Here is a 21,209-nt window from a genome sequence, read left to right on the forward strand (position 1 = left end):
GTCCCCATGGCCGCTGCTGAATCAGGCACCGAACTCGTCAAAGTCGTCGTGCTGCTGGCCGCTGGCGTCATCGCCGTGCCTCTCTTCAAGCGCCTGGGCCTGGGCTCGGTGCTGGGCTACCTGGCGGCGGGCCTGGCCATCGGCCCGTTCGGCCTGGGCTTCTTCAGCGATGCGCAGACCATCCTGCACGTGGCCGAGCTCGGCGTGGTGATGTTCCTCTTCGTGATCGGCCTGGAGATGCAGCCCACCCGGCTGTGGAACCTCAGGCGCCAGATCTTCGGCCTGGGCCTGGCCCAGGTGCTGGTGTGCATCGCCCTGCTCACCGCCACGGGCGTGCTGGCAGGGCTGTCGGCCTCGGTGGCCTTCATCGCGGCCTCGGGCTTCGTGCTGTCGTCCACGGCCATCGTGATGCAATTGCTCGACGAGAGCGGCGACTCCTCCACGCCGCGCGGCCAGCGCATCGTCTCCATCCTGCTGCTCGAAGACCTGGCCATCGTGCCCCTGCTGGCCATCGTCGCCTTTCTCTCGCCCGCACCGACTGGAGAGGCGGTCTCGCGCTGGGTCACCGTGGGCGTGGCACTGGCGGCTGTGGTGGGCCTGGTCGCCGTCAGCCGCTGGCTGCTGAACCCGCTGTTCAGCGTGCTGGCCCGCTCCAAGGCGCGCGAGGTGATGACCGCCGCCGCCCTGCTGGTGGTGCTGGGCGCGGCGCTGGCCATGCAGTGGGGCGGCCTGTCGATGGCCATGGGCGCCTTTGCCGCAGGCGTGATGCTGTCCGAATCCACCTTCCGCCACCAGCTCGAAGCCGATGTGGAACCGTTTCGCGGCATCCTGCTGGGCCTGTTCTTCATGGGCGTGGGCATGGCACTCGACATCCCGCTGGTGCTGCAGAACTGGATGCTGTTGCTGGGCGGCGTGGTGGCCTGCATGGCCATCAAGGGCATCGGCGTGTACGCGGTGGCGCGCTTCACCAAGGCGGCCCATGGCGAGGCCCTGCAGCGCACCATGCTGATGGCCCAGGGCGGCGAGTTCGCCTTCGTGCTGTACTCCGCTGCGGCCAGCGCGGGCATTGTGGAAGCGCGCATGAACGCCGTGCTGACGGCGGCCGTCATCATCTCCATGGCGCTCACGCCGCTGGCCGTGCTCTCGCTGCGCTGGCTGATGCCGCCCGAGCCCGCGCAGGACATGGATGGCGTGGAGGCGGCCGACGGCCTCCAGGGCACGGTGCTGATCATCGGCTTCGGCCGCTTTGCGCAGATCGCCAGCCAGCTGCTGCTGGCGCGCGGGGTGGACATCGCCATCATCGAGAACGACACCGACATGATCCGCGCGGCCGCGAAATTCGGCTTCAAGGTCTACTACGGCGACGGCACGCGCCTCGATGTACTGCATGCCAGCGGCGCACACCACGCCAAGTCCATCCTGGTGTGCGTGGACGATGCCAAGACCACCACCCGCATCGTCGAACTGCTCAAGCACGAATGCCCGCTGATCCCGGTGCTGGCCCGCGCCTTCGACCGGCAGCATGCCATCGAACTCCTGCGCCTGGGCGTGGACTACCAGATGCGCGAGACCTTCGAGTCGGCCATGGGCTTCGGCATGCAGGCGCTGCAGACCCTGGGCGTGGACCCCGAGGAAGTGGCGGAGCTGGCCGAGCGCATCCGCGCCCGCGATGCCGAGCGCCTGCAACTGGAGCTGGCCGGCGACAAGGACGGCGCGCGCAATTTCTTCAACGGCGACAAATGGGTGCCCACCCCCCTCACCCAGCCCCAGCGCGAAGGCCGGGCGCTCAACGAGGAAGCGGCCGACGCCATCGAGCAGCCACTGCAGCCTGTGGCGGCCACGCCCCAGGCCTGAGAAAAGGGGAGGCATGAGCATCCAGGACGAACTGTTCGGCGGCCCCCCTGCGCCGCCACCATCCATACCGCCCCCCTCCCTTCCGGCGGGCCCTCCCCCTGCCCCGCCCCCGCGCAAGAAAGGCATCGCCGTCAGCGCGCAGCCGCAGGACGACGCCGTGCACGCACTGGCCGCCAGCCTGCCGCCCCATTTGCGGCTAGGCACCTCCACCTGGACCTACCCGGGCTGGAAGGGCCTGGTCTGGGAGGGCGAGCACTCCCCGGCACAGCTGTCCAAGAACGGCCTGCCTCTCTACGCCCAGCACCCGCTGCTGCGCACGGTGAGCATCGACCGCAGCTTCTACCGCCCGCTCACGGTGAGCCAGTACGAGCGCTATGCCAGCCAGGTGCCCGACGATTTCCGCTTCGTGGTCAAGGCCCCGAGCCTGGTGACCGATGCATTGGTGCGCAGCGAGGACGGCCGGGGCCGCGAGCCCAACCCCGCGTTCCTCAATGCCGACCTGGCACGCACCGAGTTCGTCGAACCCGCGCTGCAGGGCCTGGGCCACAAGGTCGGGGCGCTGGTGTTCCAGCTCAGCCCCCTGCCCATGGACCAGCTCGATCGCCTGCCCGAGGTGCTGCAGCGCCTGCGCGCCATGCTGCTGGCCCAGCCCAAGCTCTCCCCCACCGCGCCCGACGGCATCCTGGCCGTGGAAGTGCGCGACCCCGAATGGATCAGCTCGCACTGGATGGCGCTCGACTTCGCGGCCGTGCTGCGCGAGGCGGGCGCGACCTACTGCATCGACCTGCACCCCAAGATGCCGCCGCTGGCCGACCAATTGCACATGCTGCGCGCCCTGTGGCCCGGCCCGCTGGTCTGCCGCTGGATGCTGAACCCGGTGCACGGCCCCTATGGCTATGAAGAGGCCGAAAAACTCTACGAGCCCTTCGACAGGCTGCACCACCCCGACCTGCAGAACCGCGAGGAGCTGGCGCGCCTGATCGCTGGGGTCACCGGCGCCGGGCAGAACGCCTATGTCTGCATCAGCAACCATGCCGAGGGCTCGGCCCCGATCACCATCCGCGCCCTGGCCGAACGGGTGGCCGCGCAGCCACCGGCCCGCAAGAAGACCTGAAGGATCAGGCGCTCGCTGCGGCCACCGACTGGTCGCTGTGGCCCGCCAAGGTGATCCAGGCCAGCGCCACGCCCACCAGCGCGCCCGTGGCCATGCCAACCACCATGGGCAGCGGCTTGCCGTTGGCGAACAGGCCCACCACCCCCATGGCGGCAGCGCCCGTGAGCATCTGCAGTGTGCCGAGCAGGGCCGAGGCCGTGCCCGCAATGGCGCCGTGCTTCTCGAGCGCCAGCACCGAGGTGGTGGGGATCACCAGCCCCATCAGCGCGCTGGCCACGAAGTACAGGCCGATCAGCACTGCCAGCTCATCGCCGCCGAGCAGGTAGTAGCTCAGCATGGCCACCATGACCACGCCCGAGCCCGTGGCTGCGGCCTTGACCAGGCGCACCAGGCCGAAGCGCTCGCCCAGCGTGGCCGTGAACTGCGAGGTACCGATGAAGGCCGCTGCATTCACCGAGAACGCCAGGCTGTACTGCGTGGGCGTGAGGCCGTAGTGGTTGATGAGCACGAAGGGCGAGCCCGCCAGGTACACGAAGAAGCCCGCCATGGCGCAGCCGCCGATGAACACCAGGCCCAGGTAGTGCCAGTCGCGCAGCAGCAGCCCGTAGGCGGAGAGGGCGCCGCCCAGGCTGCTTTCCACCCGGTCGGCCGCAGGCCGGGTCTCGCCCAGGCTGGCATACACCAGCGCCAGGCCGGCCACGGCGGCTATGGCCACCACCCAGAACACGCCGCGCCAGCCGGCCAGGGCGATCACGCCGCTGCCCGCCAGCGGCGCCAGGATGGGCGAGACGCTGAACACCAGCATCAGCAGCGACATGAGCCGCGCCGCATCGGTGCCCGTGTGCAGGTCGCGCACCACGGCGCGCGGGATGGCCATGCCGGCCGCCGCGCCCAGGCCCTGCACGAAGCGCAGGGCCACCAGGGTCTCGATGTCGGTGGCCAGGGCGCAGCCCACGCTGGCCAGGGTGAACAGGGCCAGGCCGAAGTACAGCGGCGGCTTGCGCCCCACCATGTCCGACACCGGGCCGTAGAACAGCTGGCCCGCGCCCAGGGACAGGAAGAACGCCGTGAGGCTCCACTGCACGGCCCCCACGGATGCCCCCAGGCTGGCCCCGATCTCGGGCAGCGCGGGCAGATACATGTCGATGGCGAACGGCCCGATGGCCGAGAGCAGGCCCAGGATCAGGGCCATCTTGAAGAAGCGGGAAAAATGCATAGCCCGCCATTGTCGCGGGCCTCCGTAAAAACCCTTGTCGGCAGACAACGCCGTTTCAGGGTAGGCGCCGGTTCAATCCGCGGTCTGCGGCTCCACCCGGTTGCCGCCGGCCTGTCGGGCCCGTGCCAAGGCGCTGCTGGCGGCGCGCACCAGTTCGTCGGGGCGCTGGTCGCGCACCGGCACCAGCGCGGCCACGCCCGCCCCCAGGCTGAGCCGGCCCAGGGCCGAGCCCTCATGGGGCAGCGCCAGCGAGCGCACCGCGACCACGGCGCCCTGCGCCAGGCCCTGGGCCTCATCGAACGTCGCCCCGGGCAGCAGCAGGGCAAAGGCATCGGGCGCGAAGCGCGCCACCACGCCGCCCGGGCGTTCCTGCACGATCTGCGTGAGCGTGACGGCCAGGGTCTGCAGGCAGGCATCGCCCGCCAGGTGGCCGTGGCGGTCCATGAAGTGGCGCAGCGCATCCACCTCCAGCAGCACCAGCGCCAGCGGGGTGGCGGCGCGCTGGGCACGCTCCCAGGCCTGGTGCAGCAGGTGGTCGAACTGGCGCCGGTTGCCCAGGCCGGTGAGGCTGTCGGTGCGGTCCATGGCGTCGATGCGCTGCTGTGCCTCGGCCAGGGCCCGGGTGCTCTCCTGCAACTGCGCCTGCAGCACGCGGTGGTCGTTCTGCAGGCGCACCATCGCGGCAGAGCTCCCCTGCGGCAAGGGGCCCGAGGGCACCGAGGTGCCGCTGTGCACGATCTTCCACTCCGCGCCTTCCAGGCGGAACACCAGCACTAGGCGCGCCACCGGCACCTGGCCGGCCGGGGTCTCGCCCGCATCGGGGCCGCGCACATGCACCAGCGCCGTGGCCGAGACCACGTCCTCGGCCAGGTCCTGCAGGCACAGGTCCAGCACCTCGATCTGCATGTGCTGCGGCACCAGGGCGAAGTCCTGCAGGATGGCGGCCACCCACTCGCTGCGGGTGTGCACGAGGCGGTCGCTGCGGCTGGCGTAGCCGCTGAACTGGGTGCTCAGCCGCCCGATCAGGCGCTCATCGCGCGTGGAGTACAGCGCGATGTAGTCGTTGAACAGTTGGCGGATGAGGGGCTGGCGATCCGGTCGCATGCGTGCGGGTTCCTCGTCAGGGCATCCTGAAAAAACATGCGGCGCGCCGCCATGCGGGTCCGCGCGGCCCCCGGTCCATGTTCCGATTGGCGCGCGATGCACTTTAGCACCCCGCACCCAGGGCAGCCATGCATACTGCACCCACTCCCATGCGAACATTGCCCGTATGACGCACATCCCCAACACACGGACGGGCCGCACCGCATCGCTGGTGCTGGCCTGCCTCATCGCCCCCCTGCCCAGCCTGGCCCAGGCCCCGAACACCGAGCCTGCCGCCCCCCTGGCGCTTTCGGCCGATGGCAGCATGGTGATCGACACGCGCGCCAAGCTGGCCTGGCCGCGCTGCGTCGAGGGCATGCAGTGGACCGGAACCACCTGCACCGGCACGCCGCTGGAGATCGACCACGCGCAGGCCTTGGCCCATGCCAATGCCCGCTGGAAGGCCGAGGGCCTGCCCTGGCGCCTGCCGCGTGCCGCGGAACTGCGCCGGCTGGTGGACAAGTCGGGCCCCACGCCGGGGCTCAATGCCCGGCTGTTCCCCGCTGCACCATCAGGCTGGTACTGGGCCATCAACGCCAACGTCAAGGGCGGCCTGGCGGGCAACCAGTACAACTACGGCAACGTGGAAAAAGCCCAGCGCCAGGGCCAGGGCGGCGAGAGCCTGGACACCACGCGCGTGAACCAGCGCTTTGCCGTGGACCTGGCGACCGGCGACATCCGCAGCGACGCGGCCAAGTTCAGCAAACTCCACATCCGCCTGGTGCGCACGCACATCGACTGACGGCACGGCGGGCACCGCGCCGCGCCACGCCGCGCCTTCTCTTTACGCTTTTTTTACGGCACGGCCCGCAGTCTGTGCCCTGTTTTTACGCGCGCATCCCGAGACTTCTCCCATTGCCCAAATGGAGAAGCAAACCATGGATTTCGTCTGTATCGCGGCAGCCGCCGGCCTGTGGGGCCTGGTCCTGCTGCTCGTGCGCGGCTGCAGCCGCCTGGAAAACAAGCCTGCGGGAGAGCGCGCATGATCGCCGTTGAACTGCTGTATGGGCTCAGCGGCCTGATCGCGGTGCTGCTGCTCGCGTACCTGGTGTACGCCCTGATCTGCGCGGAGCAATTCTGATGACCGCCGCTGCCTGGGCCCTTCTGGGCTCCTTTCTCGCACTGCTGGCGCTCATGGCCTGGCCGCTGGGCCGCTGGGTGGCCGTGCTCGCCACCGGCACGCTCCCGGCCTGGATGCAAAAGGCCGAATCGGGCCTGTACCGCCTGGCGGGCGTGGACCCGCAGCAAGGCATGGGCTGGTCGCGCTATGCCCTGTGCCTGCTGGTGTTCAACGGCGTGGGCCTGGTCTTCGTGTATGCGGTGCAGCGCCTGCAAGGCCTGCTGCCGCTGAACCCGCAGGCTATGCCGGCGGTATCGCCCGATTCGTCGTTCAACACCGCGATCAGCTTCGTGACCAACACCAACTGGCAAGGCTACTCGGGTGAAGCCACCATGGGCTATTTCACGCAGATGGTGGCGCTGGCCGGCCAGAACTTCTTCTCGGCCGCCACCGGCATTGCCGTGGTGTTCGCGCTGATCCGCGGTTTCACCGCGCGCTCCAGCGCCGTGCTGGGCAACTTCTGGGTGGACATCACGCGCATCACCGTGTGGCTGCTGCTGCCGCTGTCGCTGGTGCTGGCCCTGTTCCTGGCCGGCAGCGGCGTGGTGCAGAACTTCAATGCCTACACCGACGTGGCCACCCTGGAAGCCACCAGCTACCAGCAGCCGGCCGTGGACGGTCAGGGTGCACCGCTGCTCGATGCCCAGGGCCAGCCCGTCCTGCAGGCGCTGACAACCCCCACCCAGACCCTGGCCATGGGTCCGGTGGCCTCGCAGGAGGCCATCAAGCTGCTGGGCACCAACGGTGGCGGCTTCTTCAACGCCAACTCGGCCCACCCGTTCGAGAACCCCACGGCCTGGACCAACCTGGCGCAGATGCTGGCCATCTTCCTGATCCCGGCCGCACTGTGCTTTGCCTTTGGCCGCAGCGTGGGCGACCAGCGCCAGGGCCTGGCGGTGCTGGCGGCCATGACCGTGCTGTTCGTGGCCGCGGTGCTGGCCATCCTGCCAGCCGAGCAGGCGGGCAACCCCCTGCTCACCCCCCTTGGCGTGGACCAGGTGGCCAGTGCGGCCCAGGCCGGCGGCAACATGGAAGGCAAGGAGACACGCTTTGGCATCACCGCCTCGGGCCTGTTCGCCGTGGTCACGACAGCCGCTTCGTGCGGTGCCGTGGTCGCCATGCATGACTCCCTCACGCCGCTGGGCGGCATGGTCCCCATGGTGCTCATGCAACTGGGTGAGGTGGTGTTCGGCGGTGTGGGCTCGGGCCTGTACGGCATGCTGGTGTTCGCCATCCTGGCGGTGTTCATCGCCGGACTGATGATCGGCCGCACGCCCGAGTACCTGGGCAAGAAGATCGAGGCGCACGAGATGAAGCTGGCCTCGCTGGCCATCCTGGCGACCCCGCTGCTGGTGCTGCTGGGCACGGCCATCGCGGTGTCCAGCACCTCCGGCACCGCCGGCATGGTGCAGGCCGGCCCGCACGGCTTCAGCGAGGTGCTGTATGCGCTGAGCTCGGCCGCCAACAACAACGGCAGCGCCTTCGCGGGCCTGTCGGCCAACACGCCGTTCTACAACGTGCTGCTGGGCGTGGCCATGTGGCTGGGCCGCTTCGCGGTGATCGTGGCGGTGCTGGCGATTGCCGGCGCCCTGGCGCGCAAGAAGCGCCTGCCGGTGACGGCCGGCACCATGCCCACGCACGGCCCGCTGTTCGTGGTGCTGCTGATCGGCACCGTGCTGCTGGTGGGCCTGCTCAACTATGTGCCGGCATTGGCCCTGGGGCCCGTGGTCGAGCACCTGATGCTGGGAGTGGCCCCATGAACGCCCCGCGCAACCCCGCCCCTTCCACCCCCATCGGTACCCCGACCATGCAAGCAACCCCTGCCCTGGCCTTGATGGACAAGGCCCTCGTGCTGCCCGCCCTGCGTGCCGCCTTCACCAAGCTCAACCCGCGCGTGCAATGGCGCAACCCGGTGATGTTCGTGGTCTACATCGGCAGCATCCTGACCACGCTGCTGTGGCTCAACGCCCTGGGTGGCCAGGGTGACCAGGGCGCCGGCTTCGTGCTCGCCGTGGCCGTGTGGCTGTGGTTCACCGTGCTCTTCGCCAACTTCGCCGAGGCCCTGGCCGAGGGCCGCAGCAAGGCCCAGGCCGCATCGCTGCGCACCTTGAAGAAGAGCAACTGGGCCAAGAAGCTCAAGGAGCCCCGCCACGGCGGCACCTGGCTGCCCGAGCAAGCCGAGAACCTGCGCAAGGGCGACGTGGTGCTGGTCGAGGCCGGCGACATGGTGCCCATGGACGGCGAGGTCATCGAAGGCGTGGCCTCGGTGGACGAATCGGCCATCACCGGCGAATCGGCCCCCGTGGTGCGCGAATCGGGCGGCGACTTCTCCTCGGTCACCGGCGGCACGCGCGTGCTGTCGGACTGGCTGGTGGTGCGCGTGGCCGTGAACCCCGGGGATTCGTTCCTGGACCGCATGATCAGCATGGTCGAGGGCGCCAAGCGCCAGAAGACGCCCAACGAGATCGCGCTCAACATCCTGCTGGTGGCGCTGACCATCGTGTTCCTGGTGGTCACGGTCACCCTGCTGCCCTACTCGCTCTACAGCGTGCAGGCCGCGCAGGCCGGCACCGTGGTGAGCCTCACGGCCCTGGTGTCGCTGCTTGTGTGCCTGATACCGACCACCATCGGCGGCCTGCTGTCGGCCGTGGGCGTGGCGGGCATGAGCCGCATGATGCAGGCCAACGTGATCGCCACCTCGGGCCGCGCCGTGGAGGCCGCCGGCGACGTGGACGTGCTGCTGCTGGACAAGACCGGCACCATCACCCACGGCAACCGCCAGGCCAGCGCCTTGCTGCCCGCACCGGGCGTCACGCAGGCCCAACTGGGCACCTGCGCCGCCCAGGCATCGGCCGCCGATGAGACGCCGGAGGGCCGCAGCATCGTGGCCCTGGTGCAGGCCGCCGACGACCCCGTGGCCGTGCCCGCGGATGGCAGCGTCACCGCCATCGCCTTCACCGCGCAGACGCGCATGAGCGGCGTGGACATCGCCCAGGCGGACGGCAGCGTGCGCCAGCTGCGCAAGGGCGCAGTGGATGCCGTGCGCCGCCATGTGGAGGCCCTGGGCGCCCCCATGCCCGCCGAGGTGCTGCGCGCCGCCGACGAGGTGGCACGCCGCGGCAGCACGCCGCTGGCCGTGGCCGACGGCAGCCGGGTGCTGGGCGTGGTGGAGCTCAAGGACATCGTCAAGACCGGCATCCGCGAGCGCTTTGCGCAGCTGCGCCGCATGGGCATCAAGACCGTGATGGTGACCGGCGACAACAAGCTCACGGCGGCGGCCATTGCTGCCGAGGCCGGTGTGGACGACTTCCTCGCCGAAGCCACGCCCGAAGCCAAGCTGGCGCTGATCCGCCAGTACCAGGCCGAAGGCCGGCTGGTGGCCATGACCGGCGACGGCACCAACGACGCCCCCGCGCTGGCCCAGGCCGACGTGGCCGTGGCCATGGGCTCGGGCACGCAGGCCGCCAAGGAGGCCGGCAACATGGTGGATCTGGACTCCAACCCGACCAAGCTCTTGGAAGTGGTGGAGACCGGCAAGGCGCTGCTCATGACGCGCGGCTCGCTGACCACCTTCTCCATCGCCAACGACGTGGCCAAGTACTTCGCCATCATCCCGGCGATCTTCGTCAGCACCTACCCGCAGCTGGCGGCCCTCAACGTCATGCAGCTGGCCAGCCCGCAATCGGCCATCCTGGCCGCCGTGATCTTCAACGCGCTGGTCATCGTGTTCCTGATCCCGCTGGCGCTCAAGGGCGTGCGCTACCGCGCCGTGGGGGCCGCAGCCCTGCTGCGCCGCAACCTGGCCATCTACGGGCTGGGCGGGCTCATCGTGCCCTTCGTCGGCATCAAGGCCATCGACCTGCTGCTCTCGGCCATGGGCCTGGTCTGAACACACTAGGACATTTCTCCATGAACAATATTCTTCGCCCCACCCTGGTCCTGTTCGCCGCGCTCACGCTGGCGACGGGCGTGATCTACCCGATGGTCGTCACCGGCATTGCGCAGACCGCCTTCCCGCACCAGGCCAATGGCAGCCTGGTCATGAAGAACGGCGCGGCCGTGGGTTCCGAACTCATCGGCCAGAACTTCACCGCCCCCGGGCATTTCTGGGGCCGGCCTTCGGCCACCGCGCCCATGCCCTACAACGCCAGTGCCTCGGGCGGCTCCAACCAGGGGCCGCTGAACCCGGCGCTCAAGGACGCCGTCAGCGCCCGCATCGCCGCCCTGCGCGAGGCCGACCCCGGCAACACCGCGCCGGTGCCCGTGGACCTGGTCACGGCATCGGCCAGCGGGCTGGACCCGCACATCAGCCCCGCCGCCGCACGCTACCAGGTGGCGCGCGTGGCCAACGCCAAGGGCGTGAGCGCCGACAAGGTGGCGGCCCTCGTGGAATCGCAGGTAGAGCTACCATGGCTGGGTTTCGTGGGCGAAGCACGCATCAACGTGCTGCAGCTGAACCTGGCGCTGGACGCTTTGCGCTGAGCCATGCCCAGCGATGACCTGCTGGCGGCCCTGTGCGCGGTGGCCGTGCTGCTGGTGCCGCTGGCGCTGGCCTGGCTGCTGGTATCGCGCCGGCCCTCGGGCAAGCGGCCGCCCACGAACACATCCCAGGAACCTTGATGGCCTTGCACAGCGACAGCCGACCCGACCCCGACGAACTGCTGGAAAGCATCCAGCGCGACGCGCAGCAGGCGCGCACCGGGCGCCTGCGCGTGTACTTTGGCGCCAATGCCGGCGTAGGCAAGACCTACGCCATGCTCAGCGCCGCCCAGCGCGCCCACCGCGCCGGCACCGATGTGCTGGCCGGCGTGGTGGAAACCCATGGCCGCAGCGAGACGGCCGAGCTGCTGCAGGGGTTGCCACGCCTGCCACCGCGCGAAGTGCCCTACCGGGACCGCACCCTGCCCGAGTTCGACCTCGATGCCGCGCTGGCACGCCAGCCCGCCGTGCTGCTGGTGGACGAACTGGCCCACTCCAACGTGGAGGGCTCGCGCCACCCCAAGCGCTGGCAGGACGTGCGCGAATTGCTGGACGCCGGCATCGACGTCTGGACCACGCTCAACGTGCAGCACCTGGAGAGCCTGAACGGTGTGGTGGGGGCCATCACCGGCATCCGCGTGCACGAGACCGTGCCCGACACTGTGCTCGACAGCGCCGACGAGGTGGTGCTGGTGGACGTGACGCCCGACGAGCTGCTGCTGCGCCTGAAGGCCGGCAAGGTCTACCTGGCCCCCCAGGCCGAGCGCGCGGCGCAGAACTTCTTTCGCAAGGGCAACCTGATCGCGCTGCGCGAGATGGCGCTGCGCCGCACGGCCGAGCATGTCGAAGACGACGTGCGCAGCTACCGCATCGAGCAGTCCATCACCCCGGCGTGGAACACCGATGGTGCCATCCTCGCCTGCATCGGCCCACAGGCGGGGGCCGAGCAGACGGTGCGCACGGCCGCGCGGCTGGCGGGCCAGCTCAACGTGCGCTGGCATGCGGCCTATGTGGAGACGCCGCGCCTGCAGCGCCTGGCCGCCGCCGAGCGCGATCGCATCCTGGCCGTGCTGCAGCTTGCGGCCGACCTGGGCGCGCAAACCGCCGTGCTCACCGGGCAGGACCTGCCTGCCGCCCTGGTGGCGCATGCCCAGGCGCTCAACTGCGCGACCCTGATCGTCGGCCGCCGCGCCGGGGTGCGGCGCCGCTGGCCCTGGCAGGCGGGCATGACCCAGAAGCTGGCCACCCTGGCGCCGGCGCTCGACGTGATGGAGGTGGGCCACACCCCCAGCACCCGGCGCATTGCGCAGACCCTGCGCCGCCTGGGAAACGAGGAGCCGGACAGCGGCCTGCAACACAGCTGGCGGCGCTATGCCTGGGCCGTGGCCGGCAGCGTGCTGGCCACGGCGCTGGCCGCGCCGCTGCATGGCTATTTCGAGTTGGCCAACATCGTCATGCTGTTCCTCATGGGGGTGGTGCTGGTCGCCGTGCGCCAGGGCCGCGGGCCGGCGGCGCTGTCGGCCGTGCTCAATGTGGCGTCGTTCGACCTGTTCTTCGTGCCGCCGCGTTTTTCGTTCGCGGTGAGTGACGTGCAGTATTTCTTCACCTTCGCCGTGATGCTGGCCGTGGGCCTGCTCATCGGGCAGCTCACGGCGGGGCTGCGCTTCCAGGCGCGCATCGCCTCCAGCCGCGAGCAGCGCGCGCAGTCGCTGTTCGAGCTCACGCGCGACCTGTCGGCCGCGCTCATGGCCTCGCAGGTGGTGGAACTGGGCCGCACTGCCACGGAACGCAACTTCGGCGGCCAGGCCGTGGTGCTGCCCACCGATGCGCGCGACCAGCTGGTGCTGCCCGACCCCGCGCCCGAAGGCTTCGATGCCTCCGTCGCGGACTGGTGCCTGCGCAATGCCCAGCCCGCCGGGCTGGCCACCACCACGCTGGCCGCGCACAGCTGGCACTACGTTCCGCTGCAGGCGCCGATGCGCGTGCGCGGCGTGCTGGCGCTCCAACCCGCCCAGCCGCGCTGGCTGCTGATCCCCGAGCAGGCCAAGCAACTGCACACCCTGGCGCGCCAGATCGCGATTGCCCTGGAGCGCGTGCACTACGTGGAAGTGGCGCAGGGTGCGGTGGTGGAGATGGAGTCCGAGCGGCTGCGCAATGCCCTGCTGGCCGCCATCTCGCACGACGTGCGCACGCCGCTGACCAGCCTGATCGGCCTGGCCGAGTCGCTGCGCGACGCCACCCCACCCCTGCCCGCGCACCAGGCCAGCGCCGCCGCGGCCATGGTGGTGCAGTCGCGCGAGCTCAACACCCTGGTCAACAACCTCCTGGAGATGGCACGCCTGCAAAGCGGTGCCGTGCACCTGCGCATGGACTGGCAGTCGACCGAAGAAGTGGTGGGCAGCGCCATCCGGGCTGCCGCCCCGGCCCTCGCCGGGCGCGAGGTGCAGGCACGCATTCCGGCCGACCTGCCGCTGGTGGAGTTCGACGCCGTGCTCATCGAGCGCGTGCTCGTGAACCTGCTGGAGAACGCGGCCAAGTACGGCGCCCCGCCCATCGGCGTGCTGGCCCATGCGGAACCCGAGGCGCTGGTGCTGAGCGTGCGCGACCAGGGCCCCGGCCTGCCGCCCGGCATGCAGGGCGATGCCGCCCTGCTGTTCGAGAAGTTCACGCGCGGCCAGGCCGAATCGGCCACGCCGGGCGTGGGCCTGGGCCTGGCGATCTGCAAGGCCATCGTGGACGCCCACCAGGGCCAGATCGAAGCCCGCAACGCCGATGGGGGTGGGGCAGAATTCACGCTGCGCCTGCCCCGCAGACCCCCTCCACCCCTGAAAGAGCCTCCCGCATGGCCAGCCTAGCCCCCGTCGCCGTCGTGATCGAAGACGAGCCCCAGATCCGCCGCTTCGTGCGCGGCGCACTCGAAGCCGAGGGCTGGCAGGTGCACGAGGCCGACACCCTGCAGCGCGGCCTGACCGAGGCCGGCACGCGCAAGCCCGACCTGCTGGTGCTGGACCTGGGCCTGCCCGATGGCGACGGCCTGGCGCTGATCCGCGACGTGCGGCAATGGTCGAGCGTGGCCATCATCGTGCTCTCGGCGCGCATCGACGAAGCCGACAAGATCGCCGCGCTGGACGCCGGTGCCGACGACTACCTGACCAAGCCCTTCGGCGTGGGCGAGCTCATGGCGCGCGTGCGCGCCAACCTGCGCCGCCCGCGCGCCACCGGCGCATCCCAGGAGGAGGACACGTCCTTCAGCTTCGGCGAGGTCAGCGTGGACCGCCAGGCCCGCCTGGTGCACCGCGCCGGTCAGGAGGTGCACCTCACGCCCATCGAGTACCGGCTGCTGTCGGTGCTGGTGGCCAATGCCGGGCGCGTGCTCACCCACCGCCAGCTGCTGCGCGAGGTGTGGGGCCCTTCGCACAGCGAGCAGAGCCACTACCTGCGCATCTACATGGGCCACCTGCGCCAGAAGCTCGAACCCGACCCGGCCCAGCCGCGCCACCTGCTGACGGAAACGGCCGTCGGATACCGATTGATGACTTGAAGATCACCCGTGGAAGAACTTGGCCGGCCAGGTCACCAGCCACGGGAAGACCACCATGAGGAACATGATGGCGAACTCGGCGATCATGAAGGGCACCACGCCCTTGGTCACGTCGTCCATCGACATCCTGCCCACCCCGGCCACCACGTTGAGCACCGTGCCCACGGGCGGGGTGACGAGGCCGATGGAGTTGTTGATGATGAACATCACGCCGAAGTAGACCGGATCGATCCCTGCGGCATGGACCACCGGCATCAGTACGGGCGTGAGGATCAGGATGGTGGGCGTCATGTCCATGGCCGTGCCCACCGCCATCACCAGCAGCATGATGGCCGCCATCAGCAATATCTTGTTGTCCATGAAGGGCTGCAGCAGGCCCACCACCTTGGACGGCAGGTCGGCCACGGTGATGAGCCACGCGCTGACCATGGCGGCGGCGATCAGGAACATCACGATGGCGCTGGTCTTGGCCGCAGCGACGAAGATGCCGTACAGGTCGCGCCAGCCGATCTCGCGGTAGATCACCGCCGAGACGAACAGTGCGTACACCGCCGCCACGACAGCCGCCTCGGTGGGTGTGAACACCCCCATGCGCAGGCCCACCAGGATGATCACCGGCAGCATCAACGCCCAGAGGGCCTTGCGCAGGGCGGTGAGGATCTCTGCGGCCGACTTGCGCGGCGGCGGCACGATCTTCTCGCGCCGCACCAGGAAGGCCCAGGTCAGCCACAGCGCGGCGCCGATCAAAATGCCCGGCACGATGGCCGCGAGGAACAGCTTGGAGATGGACACGTTGGCAGCCACCCCGAAAATCACCAGCCCGATGCTCGGCGGGATCACCGGGCCGATGACGCCGGTGGCCGCGATCAGTCCGCCGGCACGCGACTTGTCGTGCCCGGCCTTGACCATCATGGGCAGCAGCAGCGCCGTGAGCGCCGCCGCATCGGCCACGGCCGAACCCGACAGGGCCGACAGCAGGCAGCCGGCCATGATGGTCACGTAGCCCAGGCCGCCTTTCACATGGCCCACCAGGGCCAGCGCAAAGTCCACGATGCGGCGCGAGAGGCCGCCGACGTTCATGATCTCGCCGGCCAGCATGAAGAAGGGCACGGCCAGCAGCGGAAAGCTGTCGGCCCCGCCGATCAGGTTCTGCGCGAGGATCTGCGCGTCGAACAGGTCCAGGTGCCACATCAGCGCCACACCGCTGGCCAGGAGCGAGAACGCGATCGGGATGCCCATGGCCATGGCCAGCAGCAGCGATCCGACAAAGACGAAGATGGTCATCGCGCGCCCTCCTTGCCGCGCGGCGCATCGGCCGCTGCAGAGCCCAGGATCTGCTGCAACTGCACGGCTTCTTCGGACTCCTGCACCATGACCAGGTCCTCCTCGGCGATCTGGCCGCTGAGCAGTTTGTACAGGTCGATGGCCAGGATCAGCGCCGCGCACACGGCGAACACCAGGCCCGCGCTGTAGACGATGGCCATGGAGGCACCCGTGGTCGGCGCCGTCACGTCCCAGTTGATGCGCGCCTGCGCCAGGCTGCCCTGGAACAGCAGCCAGACGATGTAGAGCATGACCCCATGGCCGAGCGCCAGGCAGATCTTCTTGCCCAGCGCGGGCAGGCGCTGCACCACCATGTCCACGCCCAGATGGCCATGCTCACGCAGTGCGACGATGGCCCCGAGGAAGGTCATCCAGATGAAGAGCCAGCGCGACACTTCTTCCGAAAGGGTGATGCCGGAATTGAAGCCATAGCGCAGCACCACGTTGCCAAACACCAGCACCACCATCAGCGCCAGCAGGGCGGCAATCACCGCCTCCAGGCCGCGGCAGGCGCGATCTATCCATCTATTCATGTTGTTCTCTTGGGATGGGAGATGGCAGGCGGGAGCCATCCCGCCTGGGCCTTACTGTGCGGTGGCCTCGCGCAGGCTTTCCACCAGCGAGCGAAGCGCTGCCAGGTACGAATGCGGCCCGAAGCCCTGCACCGTGGCCTTGACGGCCGGCGAGATGATGGAGTGCGCACGCCAGGCCTCGCGCGCGGCGATGTTGGACATGTGCACCTCGATCACCGGGAAGGGCATGGCCTTGATCGCGTCGTGCAGCGGCACGCCGTGCTGCGTGAGGCCCGCGGGGTTCACGAGCGCGCCCTGCGCCGCGTCGATGTGCTCGTGCAGGAAGTCGATCAGCACCCCCTCGTGGTTGGACTGCAGGATGTCGAGTTCCACGCCGAGTTCGGTTGCGAGCTTCTGCAGGCGCTCGTTGATCTGCGCCAGCGTGGTGGTGCCGTAGATGTGGGGTTCGCGGCGCCCGAACAGGTTGAGGTTGGGGCCGTGGAGGACGAGGATTTTCATGGGGTTTCGGACCAGGTGGCTCATTTTCGGATGCGTGCCAACTCGTCGTTGTACAGCTTCACGATGGCCGGGTCGTAGGTGGCCGCGAACTTCTCGATCACGGGCTTGGCGATCTGCTGCATGCGCGCCAGCTCGGCGGGTGCGATCTCGTTGTAGGCCATGCCCTTGGCCTGCAGGTCACCCACGGCCTTCTGGGCCGCAGCGCGGCTCACCTGGCGCTGGTAGCCCCGCGACTCGTCGGCGGCGTCGTTCATCATCTTCTGCTCGGCGGGCGTGAGCTGGTCCCAGAACTTCTTGCTGACCAGCACGATGTTGGCGGCATAGACGTGGTTGGTGGCGCTCACGTACTTCTGCACCTCGAACATCTTGTTCGACAGGATCACCGCAAAGGGGTTCTCCTGGCCGTCCACGGCCTTGGCTTCGAGTGCGCCGTAGAGCTCGGCAAACGGCATGGGCACGGGGTTGGCCTTGAAGGCCTTGAAGGTTTCCAGGAACACGGGGTTGGGGATCACGCGCAGCTTGAGGCCGTCGAAGTCATCGGCCTTGGTGATGGCACGCTTGCTGTTCGTCACGTTGCGAAAGCCCAGGTCCCAGTAGCCCAGGGCCACCAGGCCCTTCTCGGGCAGCTTGGCGATCAGCGCCTGGCCCAGCGGGCCGTCGAGCAGTGCATCGGCCTGGGCGAAGTTGGCCACGGCGAAAGGAAAGTCCACCAGCCCGAATTCCTTGACGATGCCGGCCAGCGAGGTGGTGGCCGGTGCCGACATCTGCTGCACGCCGCCCTGCAGGGCCGATTGCTGCTGCATCTCGTTGCCCAGCTGCGAAGCCGGAAACTCCATGACCTTCATCCTGCCGCCGCTCTTGGCGGCCAGCAGCTCGCCAAAGCGCTTGACGCCGAAGCTCACCGGGTGGTCGGCATTGTTCAGGTGGCCGAAGCGGATCACGCGCTCCTGCTGCGCGGCGGCGGGCAGCGCCATCAAAAGGGACAGGCCGGCGGCCGCCAGGATGCAAGCAGTTTTTTTCACGGGACATCTCCATCAAAAGTCGGACCAGGGACATGCAGCCGGAAGACCGGTTGCGCCATGGGGACCGATCGTAATTAGAAAGTGGAAACTCTTTCCATAGTAGAAACCCTTTAACAAATTTTGGTACATTGCCGTCAGTACAAAGACGATCACCGAAAGAGACCCGCCATGAGCAGCATCCTCGAGCGCAGTTTCAAAGTCCTGGAGCACCTGGCCCCGCACCCCGAGGGCAAGGCCCTGTCGAGCCTGGCCTCGGAGCTCGACATGCCGCTGAGCGCCACCCACCGCCTGCTGGCCGAGCTGGTGCGCTGCGGCTATGTGCGCCAGGACCACAGCCAGGGCAACTACATGCTGACGATCAAGCTCGTGTCGCTCGGCCTGGGCTACCTGAGCGCCACGGGCGTAGTGGACATCGCCCAGCCGCTGCTGGACCGGCTGGCGGCCGAATCCGGCGAGCTGGTGCGCCTGGCGGTGGTCGATGGGGACGAACTGACCTTCGTGGCCAAGGCGCAGGGGGCCGTGCGCGGCCTGCGCTACGACCCGGACATGGGCCTGTCGGTCAACCTTTCGTGCAGCTCGGCCGGCCATGCCTGGCTGTCCACCATGAGCGATGAGGAGGCGCTGGCCCTGGTATCGCGCCAGGGCTTTGGCAAGCCGGATGACTACGGCCCCAATGCCCCGACCACGGTCAAGGAGCTGCTGGCCTATCTGCGCACCGCACGCCAGCAGGGCTTCAGCACCATCGTCGAGGTGTTTGCGCCGGCCATGACGGCCATGGCCGCGCCCATCCGCCGGGGCAATGGCACGGTGATCGGCGTGGTGACGATTGCCGGCCCGCTGGTGCGCCTGACGCCCGAGCGCATGCAGGCGCTGGGCCCTGCCCTCTTGAACACCACGCACGAGCTGGCGATGGCCAGCGGCGGGTCGGCGTTACTGAAAAAGCGCGGCTAGTTTTTCCCAGCGAACAGCGCCAAGGTATCGTGGGCAAACGCGCCCTCGATCTCCAGCATGCGCATCTTGGTGGCGGCACCACCGCCGGCCGAAAAGCCCCCGGTCTTGCCGCCTGCGGCGAGGATGCGGTGGCACGGCACCACGGGCGCAAACGGGTTATGGCCCAGCGCCTGCCCCACGGCGCGCGCGGCGCCGGGCTCGCCCAGGGCTGCAGCCATTTCGCCATAGGTCATGGTTTTGCCGGGCGGGATGCGCCGGGCCAATTCATAGACGCGGGCATTGAAGGGCGGCACGCCCTCGGTGGCCAGTGGCACATCGAGCAGGTCGTCGTGCGCGCCTGCAAGCAAAGCCGCCACACGGGCCGCCCAGGTGGCCACTTCGGGTGGCATCGCGGATTCAGGCACGCCCGGAAAGCGCCGCTGCATGCGCGTGCGGGTGTGCGCCTCGCCCTCGTCCTCGGGCAGTTGCACACCGACCAGCAGGGGGCCATTCCAGGCCAGGCCGCAGAGCCCCACCGCTGTGGCAAACAGCGCGAAGCCCTGGGCCACTGCAGGCCCGCGTTTTTCAGTCTGCACGCAAGGCGGCCTTGAGTTGCTCGCCGATCTCGGGCTTGCCCGCAAACGGATCGGTGGGGTTGCGACCCAGCATGATGTCTTCCATGCGCGTCTGCACCGAAGCGATCGCCTTGGGGTGGCTGTAGATGTAGAACTGGCCGGCGGCAGCGGCGTCGAACACCTTCTGCGCCACTTCGGCCGCCGTCACCTTGCCGCTGCCCACGGCCTTGTCGCTCATGGCCTGGCCGATGAGCTGGCTGCGCGTGGGCTTGCTTGGCGGCAGTTCGCCGGGGCGGTTGCGGTGGCTCTGGGCGATGCCGGTGGGCACGAAGAAGGGGCACAGCACACTGGCGCTGACCTGGTCGGTCACCAGGGCCAGGTCCTGGTACAGGGTTTCGGACAGGCTCACCACGGCGTGCTTGCTCACGTTGTAGATGCCCATGTTGGGCGCATCGAGCAGTCCGGCCATGCTGGCGGTGTTGACGATGTGGCCGCGCCAGGCCGGGTCTTTCTTGGCGGCGGCGAGCATCATGGGGGTGAACAGGCGCACGCCGTGCACCACGCCCCAGAGGTTAACGCCCAGCACCCATTCCCAGTCCTTGAGGGAGTTCTCCCACACCAGGCCGCCCGCGCCCACACCCGCGTTGTTGAACACCAGGTGCGGCGCGCCGAAGCGCTGCTCGACGTCCACGGCCAGTTGCTCCATCTGCGCTGCGTCGGACACATCCACCTTGCGCGCCAGCACCTGTGCACCGGCGTCCTGCGCCTCGGCCGCTGCGGCGTCGAGCGCGTCCTGCTGCACGTCCGCCAGCACCAAATTCATGCCCAGGCGCGCGCCGATGCGCGCGCATTCGAGGCCGAAGCCCGAGCCCGCGCCGGTGAGAACGGCGGTTTTGCCCTTGAAGTTATCGATCATGTGGGTTTCTCGGCCTTTCGCAATGTGTAGCCAATCCGGGGGAAGTGCACGTGCAGCAAGCCCGCACGCGGGTCGGTGCGGCGCAGGGTGTAGCGCGTGCGGGTGGCGGCGATCAGCTCGCCCTCCGTGGGTTCGGTGCCGAAACTCTCGGCGGCAATGGCCACCAGGCTGCCCAGGGCAATGCCGTGTTCGTCCTGGAACAGGTCGTCGGCCAGCGGCAGTGGGTCGAGCCCCGCAGCCACGGTGATGGCGTCTTCGGAACTGAGCTTTTCCATGCGGCCGTGGCCCAGCGCTGCCACGCGGTCCATCCATTCGAGCACGGCGGGCGTGGCGCCGAAGATGTCGGCCATCACCGGCACGCACTGGCGCGTGAACCACAGCGGGTGGTAGGCGGCGAAGTCGGCCAGGCAGGGCTCGGCGCCGAAGAGGAAGTCATGCTCCTCGGCCATGTGCGCGATGCGGCGCAGGTAGGAGCGGTAAGCCGCCGTGGCGTCGGCCGGGCGCAGGCGCTGCATGCCGGCGCTCATCTCGCGGCGGTCCTCGCCAAAGGCCTGGGCCGCGGCGGGGGGCAGGTTGGCGAACAGGGCCGACGCGCCCTTGGGCTGCAGGTTGTAGGCCATGGCGGCCCAGAACAGCGTGGTGTCGGCCCACTGCGCGAACACGCGCGCCACGCCCTTGAGGTGCGGCGGGTAGAGCACCGGTTCGGGCTGCACATGCTCCAGCACATCGCAGATCAGGGCCGAGTCGCAGTAGATGTCGGCACCGATCTGCAGGAACGGCGTCTTGCGGTAGCCGCCCGTGAGCGCCACCACGTCGGGCTTGGGCGCGATGCTGGGGATGACCACGGACTTCCAGGCCAGTTGCTTGTAGCCCAGTGCCAGACGGATCTTTTCCGAGAAAGGGGACGAGGGGTAGTGGTGCAGGATCAGGGGCGTGGTCATCAGG

20 protein-coding genes are annotated in these 21,209 nt (G+C 69.1%); 11 read left to right on the forward strand and 9 right to left on the reverse strand.

Annotated elements, in window-relative coordinates; genetic code table 11:
• The first annotated feature begins 6 nt into the window (after positions 1-6).
• A complete protein-coding gene (locus tag U5N23_RS04480) occupies positions 7-1,854 on the forward strand; it encodes a monovalent cation:proton antiporter-2 (CPA2) family protein (protein WP_322591637.1) in 1,848 nt (615 codons plus the stop codon).
• 19 nt (positions 1,855-1,873) lie between these two features.
• On the forward strand, positions 1,874-2,968 hold the full coding sequence (locus tag U5N23_RS04485) for a DUF72 domain-containing protein (RefSeq protein WP_322591846.1): 1,095 nt from the start codon (positions 1,874-1,876) through the stop codon (positions 2,966-2,968).
• Between the two features lie 4 nt (positions 2,969-2,972).
• On the opposite strand, the gene U5N23_RS04490 is transcribed toward U5N23_RS04485, so the two are convergent.
• Together U5N23_RS04490 and U5N23_RS04495 are read right to left on the reverse strand one after the other, a co-directional pair.
• Entirely contained in the window at positions 2,973-4,184 is a 1,212-nt protein-coding gene (locus tag U5N23_RS04490; RefSeq protein ID WP_322591638.1) for a multidrug effflux MFS transporter, read from the reverse strand.
• A gap of 72 nt (positions 4,185-4,256) precedes the next feature.
• Positions 4,257-5,288, reverse strand: a complete 1,032-nt coding sequence (locus U5N23_RS04495) for a GGDEF domain-containing protein (RefSeq protein ID WP_322591639.1) — start codon at positions 5,286-5,288, stop codon at positions 4,257-4,259.
• Between the two features lie 166 nt (positions 5,289-5,454).
• Between U5N23_RS04495 and U5N23_RS04500 the strand changes: the two genes are divergently transcribed.
• From U5N23_RS04500 to kdpE, 8 genes are all read left to right on the forward strand, one after another.
• Positions 5,455-6,069 carry a DUF1566 domain-containing protein gene (locus U5N23_RS04500; RefSeq protein WP_322591640.1) on the forward strand — a complete coding sequence of 205 codons (615 nt, stop codon included), beginning with the start codon at positions 5,455-5,457 and terminating at the stop codon, positions 6,067-6,069.
• 240 nt (positions 6,070-6,309) lie between these two features.
• Positions 6,310-6,408 carry a K(+)-transporting ATPase subunit F gene (gene kdpF, locus U5N23_RS04505; protein WP_057206008.1) on the forward strand — a complete coding sequence of 33 codons (99 nt, stop codon included), beginning with the start codon at positions 6,310-6,312 and terminating at the stop codon, positions 6,406-6,408.
• Positions 6,408-8,207: a potassium-transporting ATPase subunit KdpA gene (gene kdpA, locus U5N23_RS04510; protein ID WP_322591641.1), complete on the forward strand. Its 1,800-nt coding sequence runs from the start codon at positions 6,408-6,410 to the stop codon at positions 8,205-8,207. The genes kdpF and kdpA overlap by 1 nt, the downstream gene beginning before the upstream one ends.
• 74 nt (positions 8,208-8,281) lie before the next feature.
• Positions 8,282-10,336: a potassium-transporting ATPase subunit KdpB gene (gene kdpB / locus U5N23_RS04515; RefSeq protein WP_416208574.1), complete on the forward strand. Its 2,055-nt coding sequence runs from the start codon at positions 8,282-8,284 to the stop codon at positions 10,334-10,336.
• Between the two features lie 20 nt (positions 10,337-10,356).
• Complete coding sequence (gene kdpC / locus U5N23_RS04520; protein ID WP_322591643.1) at positions 10,357-10,929, forward strand: potassium-transporting ATPase subunit KdpC; 573 nt, start codon at positions 10,357-10,359, stop codon at positions 10,927-10,929.
• Positions 10,930-10,932: 3 nt separating this feature from the next.
• Positions 10,933-11,067, forward strand: a complete 135-nt coding sequence (locus U5N23_RS04525; RefSeq protein ID WP_322591644.1) for a hypothetical protein — start codon at positions 10,933-10,935, stop codon at positions 11,065-11,067.
• Positions 11,067-13,781, forward strand: coding sequence for a DUF4118 domain-containing protein (locus tag U5N23_RS04530; RefSeq protein ID WP_322591645.1), 2,715 nt, complete (start codon positions 11,067-11,069; stop codon positions 13,779-13,781). Before U5N23_RS04525 ends, U5N23_RS04530 begins: the two co-directional genes overlap by 1 nt.
• Positions 13,769-14,467: a two-component system response regulator KdpE gene (gene kdpE, locus U5N23_RS04535; RefSeq protein ID WP_322591646.1), complete on the forward strand. Its 699-nt coding sequence runs from the start codon at positions 13,769-13,771 to the stop codon at positions 14,465-14,467. Before U5N23_RS04530 ends, kdpE begins: the two co-directional genes overlap by 13 nt.
• A gap of 3 nt (positions 14,468-14,470) precedes the next feature.
• Here kdpE and U5N23_RS04540 read toward each other — a convergent pair whose 3' ends face one another.
• Genes U5N23_RS04540 through U5N23_RS04555 form a run of 4 tightly spaced genes read right to left on the reverse strand, consistent with a single transcriptional unit; the run spans position 14,471 to position 17,795 of the window.
• Positions 14,471-15,751, reverse strand: a complete 1,281-nt coding sequence (locus tag U5N23_RS04540) for a TRAP transporter large permease subunit (RefSeq protein WP_322591647.1) — start codon at positions 15,749-15,751, stop codon at positions 14,471-14,473.
• Positions 15,748-16,323: a TRAP transporter small permease gene (locus U5N23_RS04545; protein ID WP_322591648.1), complete on the reverse strand. Its 576-nt coding sequence runs from the start codon at positions 16,321-16,323 to the stop codon at positions 15,748-15,750. The genes U5N23_RS04540 and U5N23_RS04545 overlap by 4 nt, the downstream gene beginning before the upstream one ends.
• A gap of 51 nt (positions 16,324-16,374) precedes the next feature.
• The gene (locus U5N23_RS04550) at positions 16,375-16,821 is read right to left on the reverse strand and encodes a type II 3-dehydroquinate dehydratase (protein WP_322591649.1); all 447 of its coding nucleotides are present in this window, start codon (positions 16,819-16,821) and stop codon (positions 16,375-16,377) included.
• Between the two features lie 20 nt (positions 16,822-16,841).
• Positions 16,842-17,795 (reverse strand): TRAP transporter substrate-binding protein, encoded by a 954-nt coding sequence (locus U5N23_RS04555; protein WP_322591847.1) that lies wholly within the window; start codon positions 17,793-17,795, stop codon positions 16,842-16,844.
• A gap of 216 nt (positions 17,796-18,011) precedes the next feature.
• Here U5N23_RS04555 and U5N23_RS04560 point away from each other — a divergent pair, with 216 nt between their 5' ends.
• Complete coding sequence (locus U5N23_RS04560; RefSeq protein ID WP_322591650.1) at positions 18,012-18,794, forward strand: IclR family transcriptional regulator; 783 nt, start codon at positions 18,012-18,014, stop codon at positions 18,792-18,794.
• Here U5N23_RS04560 and U5N23_RS04565 read toward each other — a convergent pair.
• Genes U5N23_RS04565 through U5N23_RS04575 form a run of 3 tightly spaced genes read right to left on the reverse strand, consistent with a single transcriptional unit; the run spans position 18,791 to position 21,205 of the window.
• The gene (locus U5N23_RS04565) at positions 18,791-19,369 is read right to left on the reverse strand and encodes a methylated-DNA--[protein]-cysteine S-methyltransferase (RefSeq protein ID WP_322591651.1); all 579 of its coding nucleotides are present in this window, start codon (positions 19,367-19,369) and stop codon (positions 18,791-18,793) included. The genes U5N23_RS04560 and U5N23_RS04565 overlap by 4 nt on opposite strands.
• On the reverse strand, positions 19,359-20,264 hold the full coding sequence (locus U5N23_RS04570; protein WP_322591652.1) for an SDR family oxidoreductase: 906 nt from the start codon (positions 20,262-20,264) through the stop codon (positions 19,359-19,361). The genes U5N23_RS04565 and U5N23_RS04570 overlap by 11 nt, the downstream gene beginning before the upstream one ends.
• A complete protein-coding gene (locus U5N23_RS04575; RefSeq protein WP_322591653.1) occupies positions 20,261-21,205 on the reverse strand; it encodes a glutathione S-transferase family protein in 945 nt (314 codons plus the stop codon). The genes U5N23_RS04570 and U5N23_RS04575 overlap by 4 nt, the downstream gene beginning before the upstream one ends.
• Between the last annotated feature and the right edge of the window lie 4 nt (positions 21,206-21,209).

It is taken from the genome of Acidovorax sp., from assembly GCF_034519795.1.
Taxonomy (GTDB): Bacteria; Pseudomonadota; Gammaproteobacteria; order Burkholderiales; family Burkholderiaceae_C; genus Acidovorax.

Bases quoted from the DNA above. Each gene is read 5' to 3' on its own strand.
- U5N23_RS04545 (WP_322591648.1), bottom strand. From the start codon at position 16,323: ATGAATAGATGGATAGATCGCGCCTGCCGCGGCCTGGAGGCGGTGATT.
- U5N23_RS04570 (WP_322591652.1), bottom strand. From the start codon at position 20,264: ATGATCGATAACTTCAAGGGCAAAACCGCCGTTCTCACCGGCGCGGGC.
- U5N23_RS04480 (WP_322591637.1), top strand. From the start codon at position 7: ATGGCCGCTGCTGAATCAGGCACCGAACTCGTCAAAGTCGTCGTGCTG.
- U5N23_RS04530 (WP_322591645.1), top strand. From the start codon at position 11,067: ATGGCCTTGCACAGCGACAGCCGACCCGACCCCGACGAACTGCTGGAA.
- U5N23_RS04500 (WP_322591640.1), top strand. From the start codon at position 5,455: ATGACGCACATCCCCAACACACGGACGGGCCGCACCGCATCGCTGGTG.
- U5N23_RS04560 (WP_322591650.1), top strand. From the start codon at position 18,012: ATGAGCAGCATCCTCGAGCGCAGTTTCAAAGTCCTGGAGCACCTGGCC.
- U5N23_RS04555 (WP_322591847.1), bottom strand. From the start codon at position 17,795: ATGGCGCTGCCCGCCGCCGCGCAGCAGGAGCGCGTGATCCGCTTCGGC.
- U5N23_RS04575 (WP_322591653.1), bottom strand. From the start codon at position 21,205: ATGACCACGCCCCTGATCCTGCACCACTACCCCTCGTCCCCTTTCTCG.
- kdpC (WP_322591643.1), top strand. From the start codon at position 10,357: ATGAACAATATTCTTCGCCCCACCCTGGTCCTGTTCGCCGCGCTCACG.
- kdpE (WP_322591646.1), top strand. From the start codon at position 13,769: ATGGCCAGCCTAGCCCCCGTCGCCGTCGTGATCGAAGACGAGCCCCAG.
- kdpA (WP_322591641.1), top strand. From the start codon at position 6,408: ATGACCGCCGCTGCCTGGGCCCTTCTGGGCTCCTTTCTCGCACTGCTG.
- U5N23_RS04540 (WP_322591647.1), bottom strand. From the start codon at position 15,751: ATGACCATCTTCGTCTTTGTCGGATCGCTGCTGCTGGCCATGGCCATG.
- U5N23_RS04550 (WP_322591649.1), bottom strand. From the start codon at position 16,821: ATGAAAATCCTCGTCCTCCACGGCCCCAACCTCAACCTGTTCGGGCGC.
- U5N23_RS04525 (WP_322591644.1), top strand. From the start codon at position 10,933: ATGCCCAGCGATGACCTGCTGGCGGCCCTGTGCGCGGTGGCCGTGCTG.
- U5N23_RS04490 (WP_322591638.1), bottom strand. From the start codon at position 4,184: ATGCATTTTTCCCGCTTCTTCAAGATGGCCCTGATCCTGGGCCTGCTC.
- kdpB (WP_416208574.1), top strand. From the start codon at position 8,282: ATGGACAAGGCCCTCGTGCTGCCCGCCCTGCGTGCCGCCTTCACCAAG.
- kdpF (WP_057206008.1), top strand. From the start codon at position 6,310: ATGATCGCCGTTGAACTGCTGTATGGGCTCAGCGGCCTGATCGCGGTG.
- U5N23_RS04495 (WP_322591639.1), bottom strand. From the start codon at position 5,288: ATGCGACCGGATCGCCAGCCCCTCATCCGCCAACTGTTCAACGACTAC.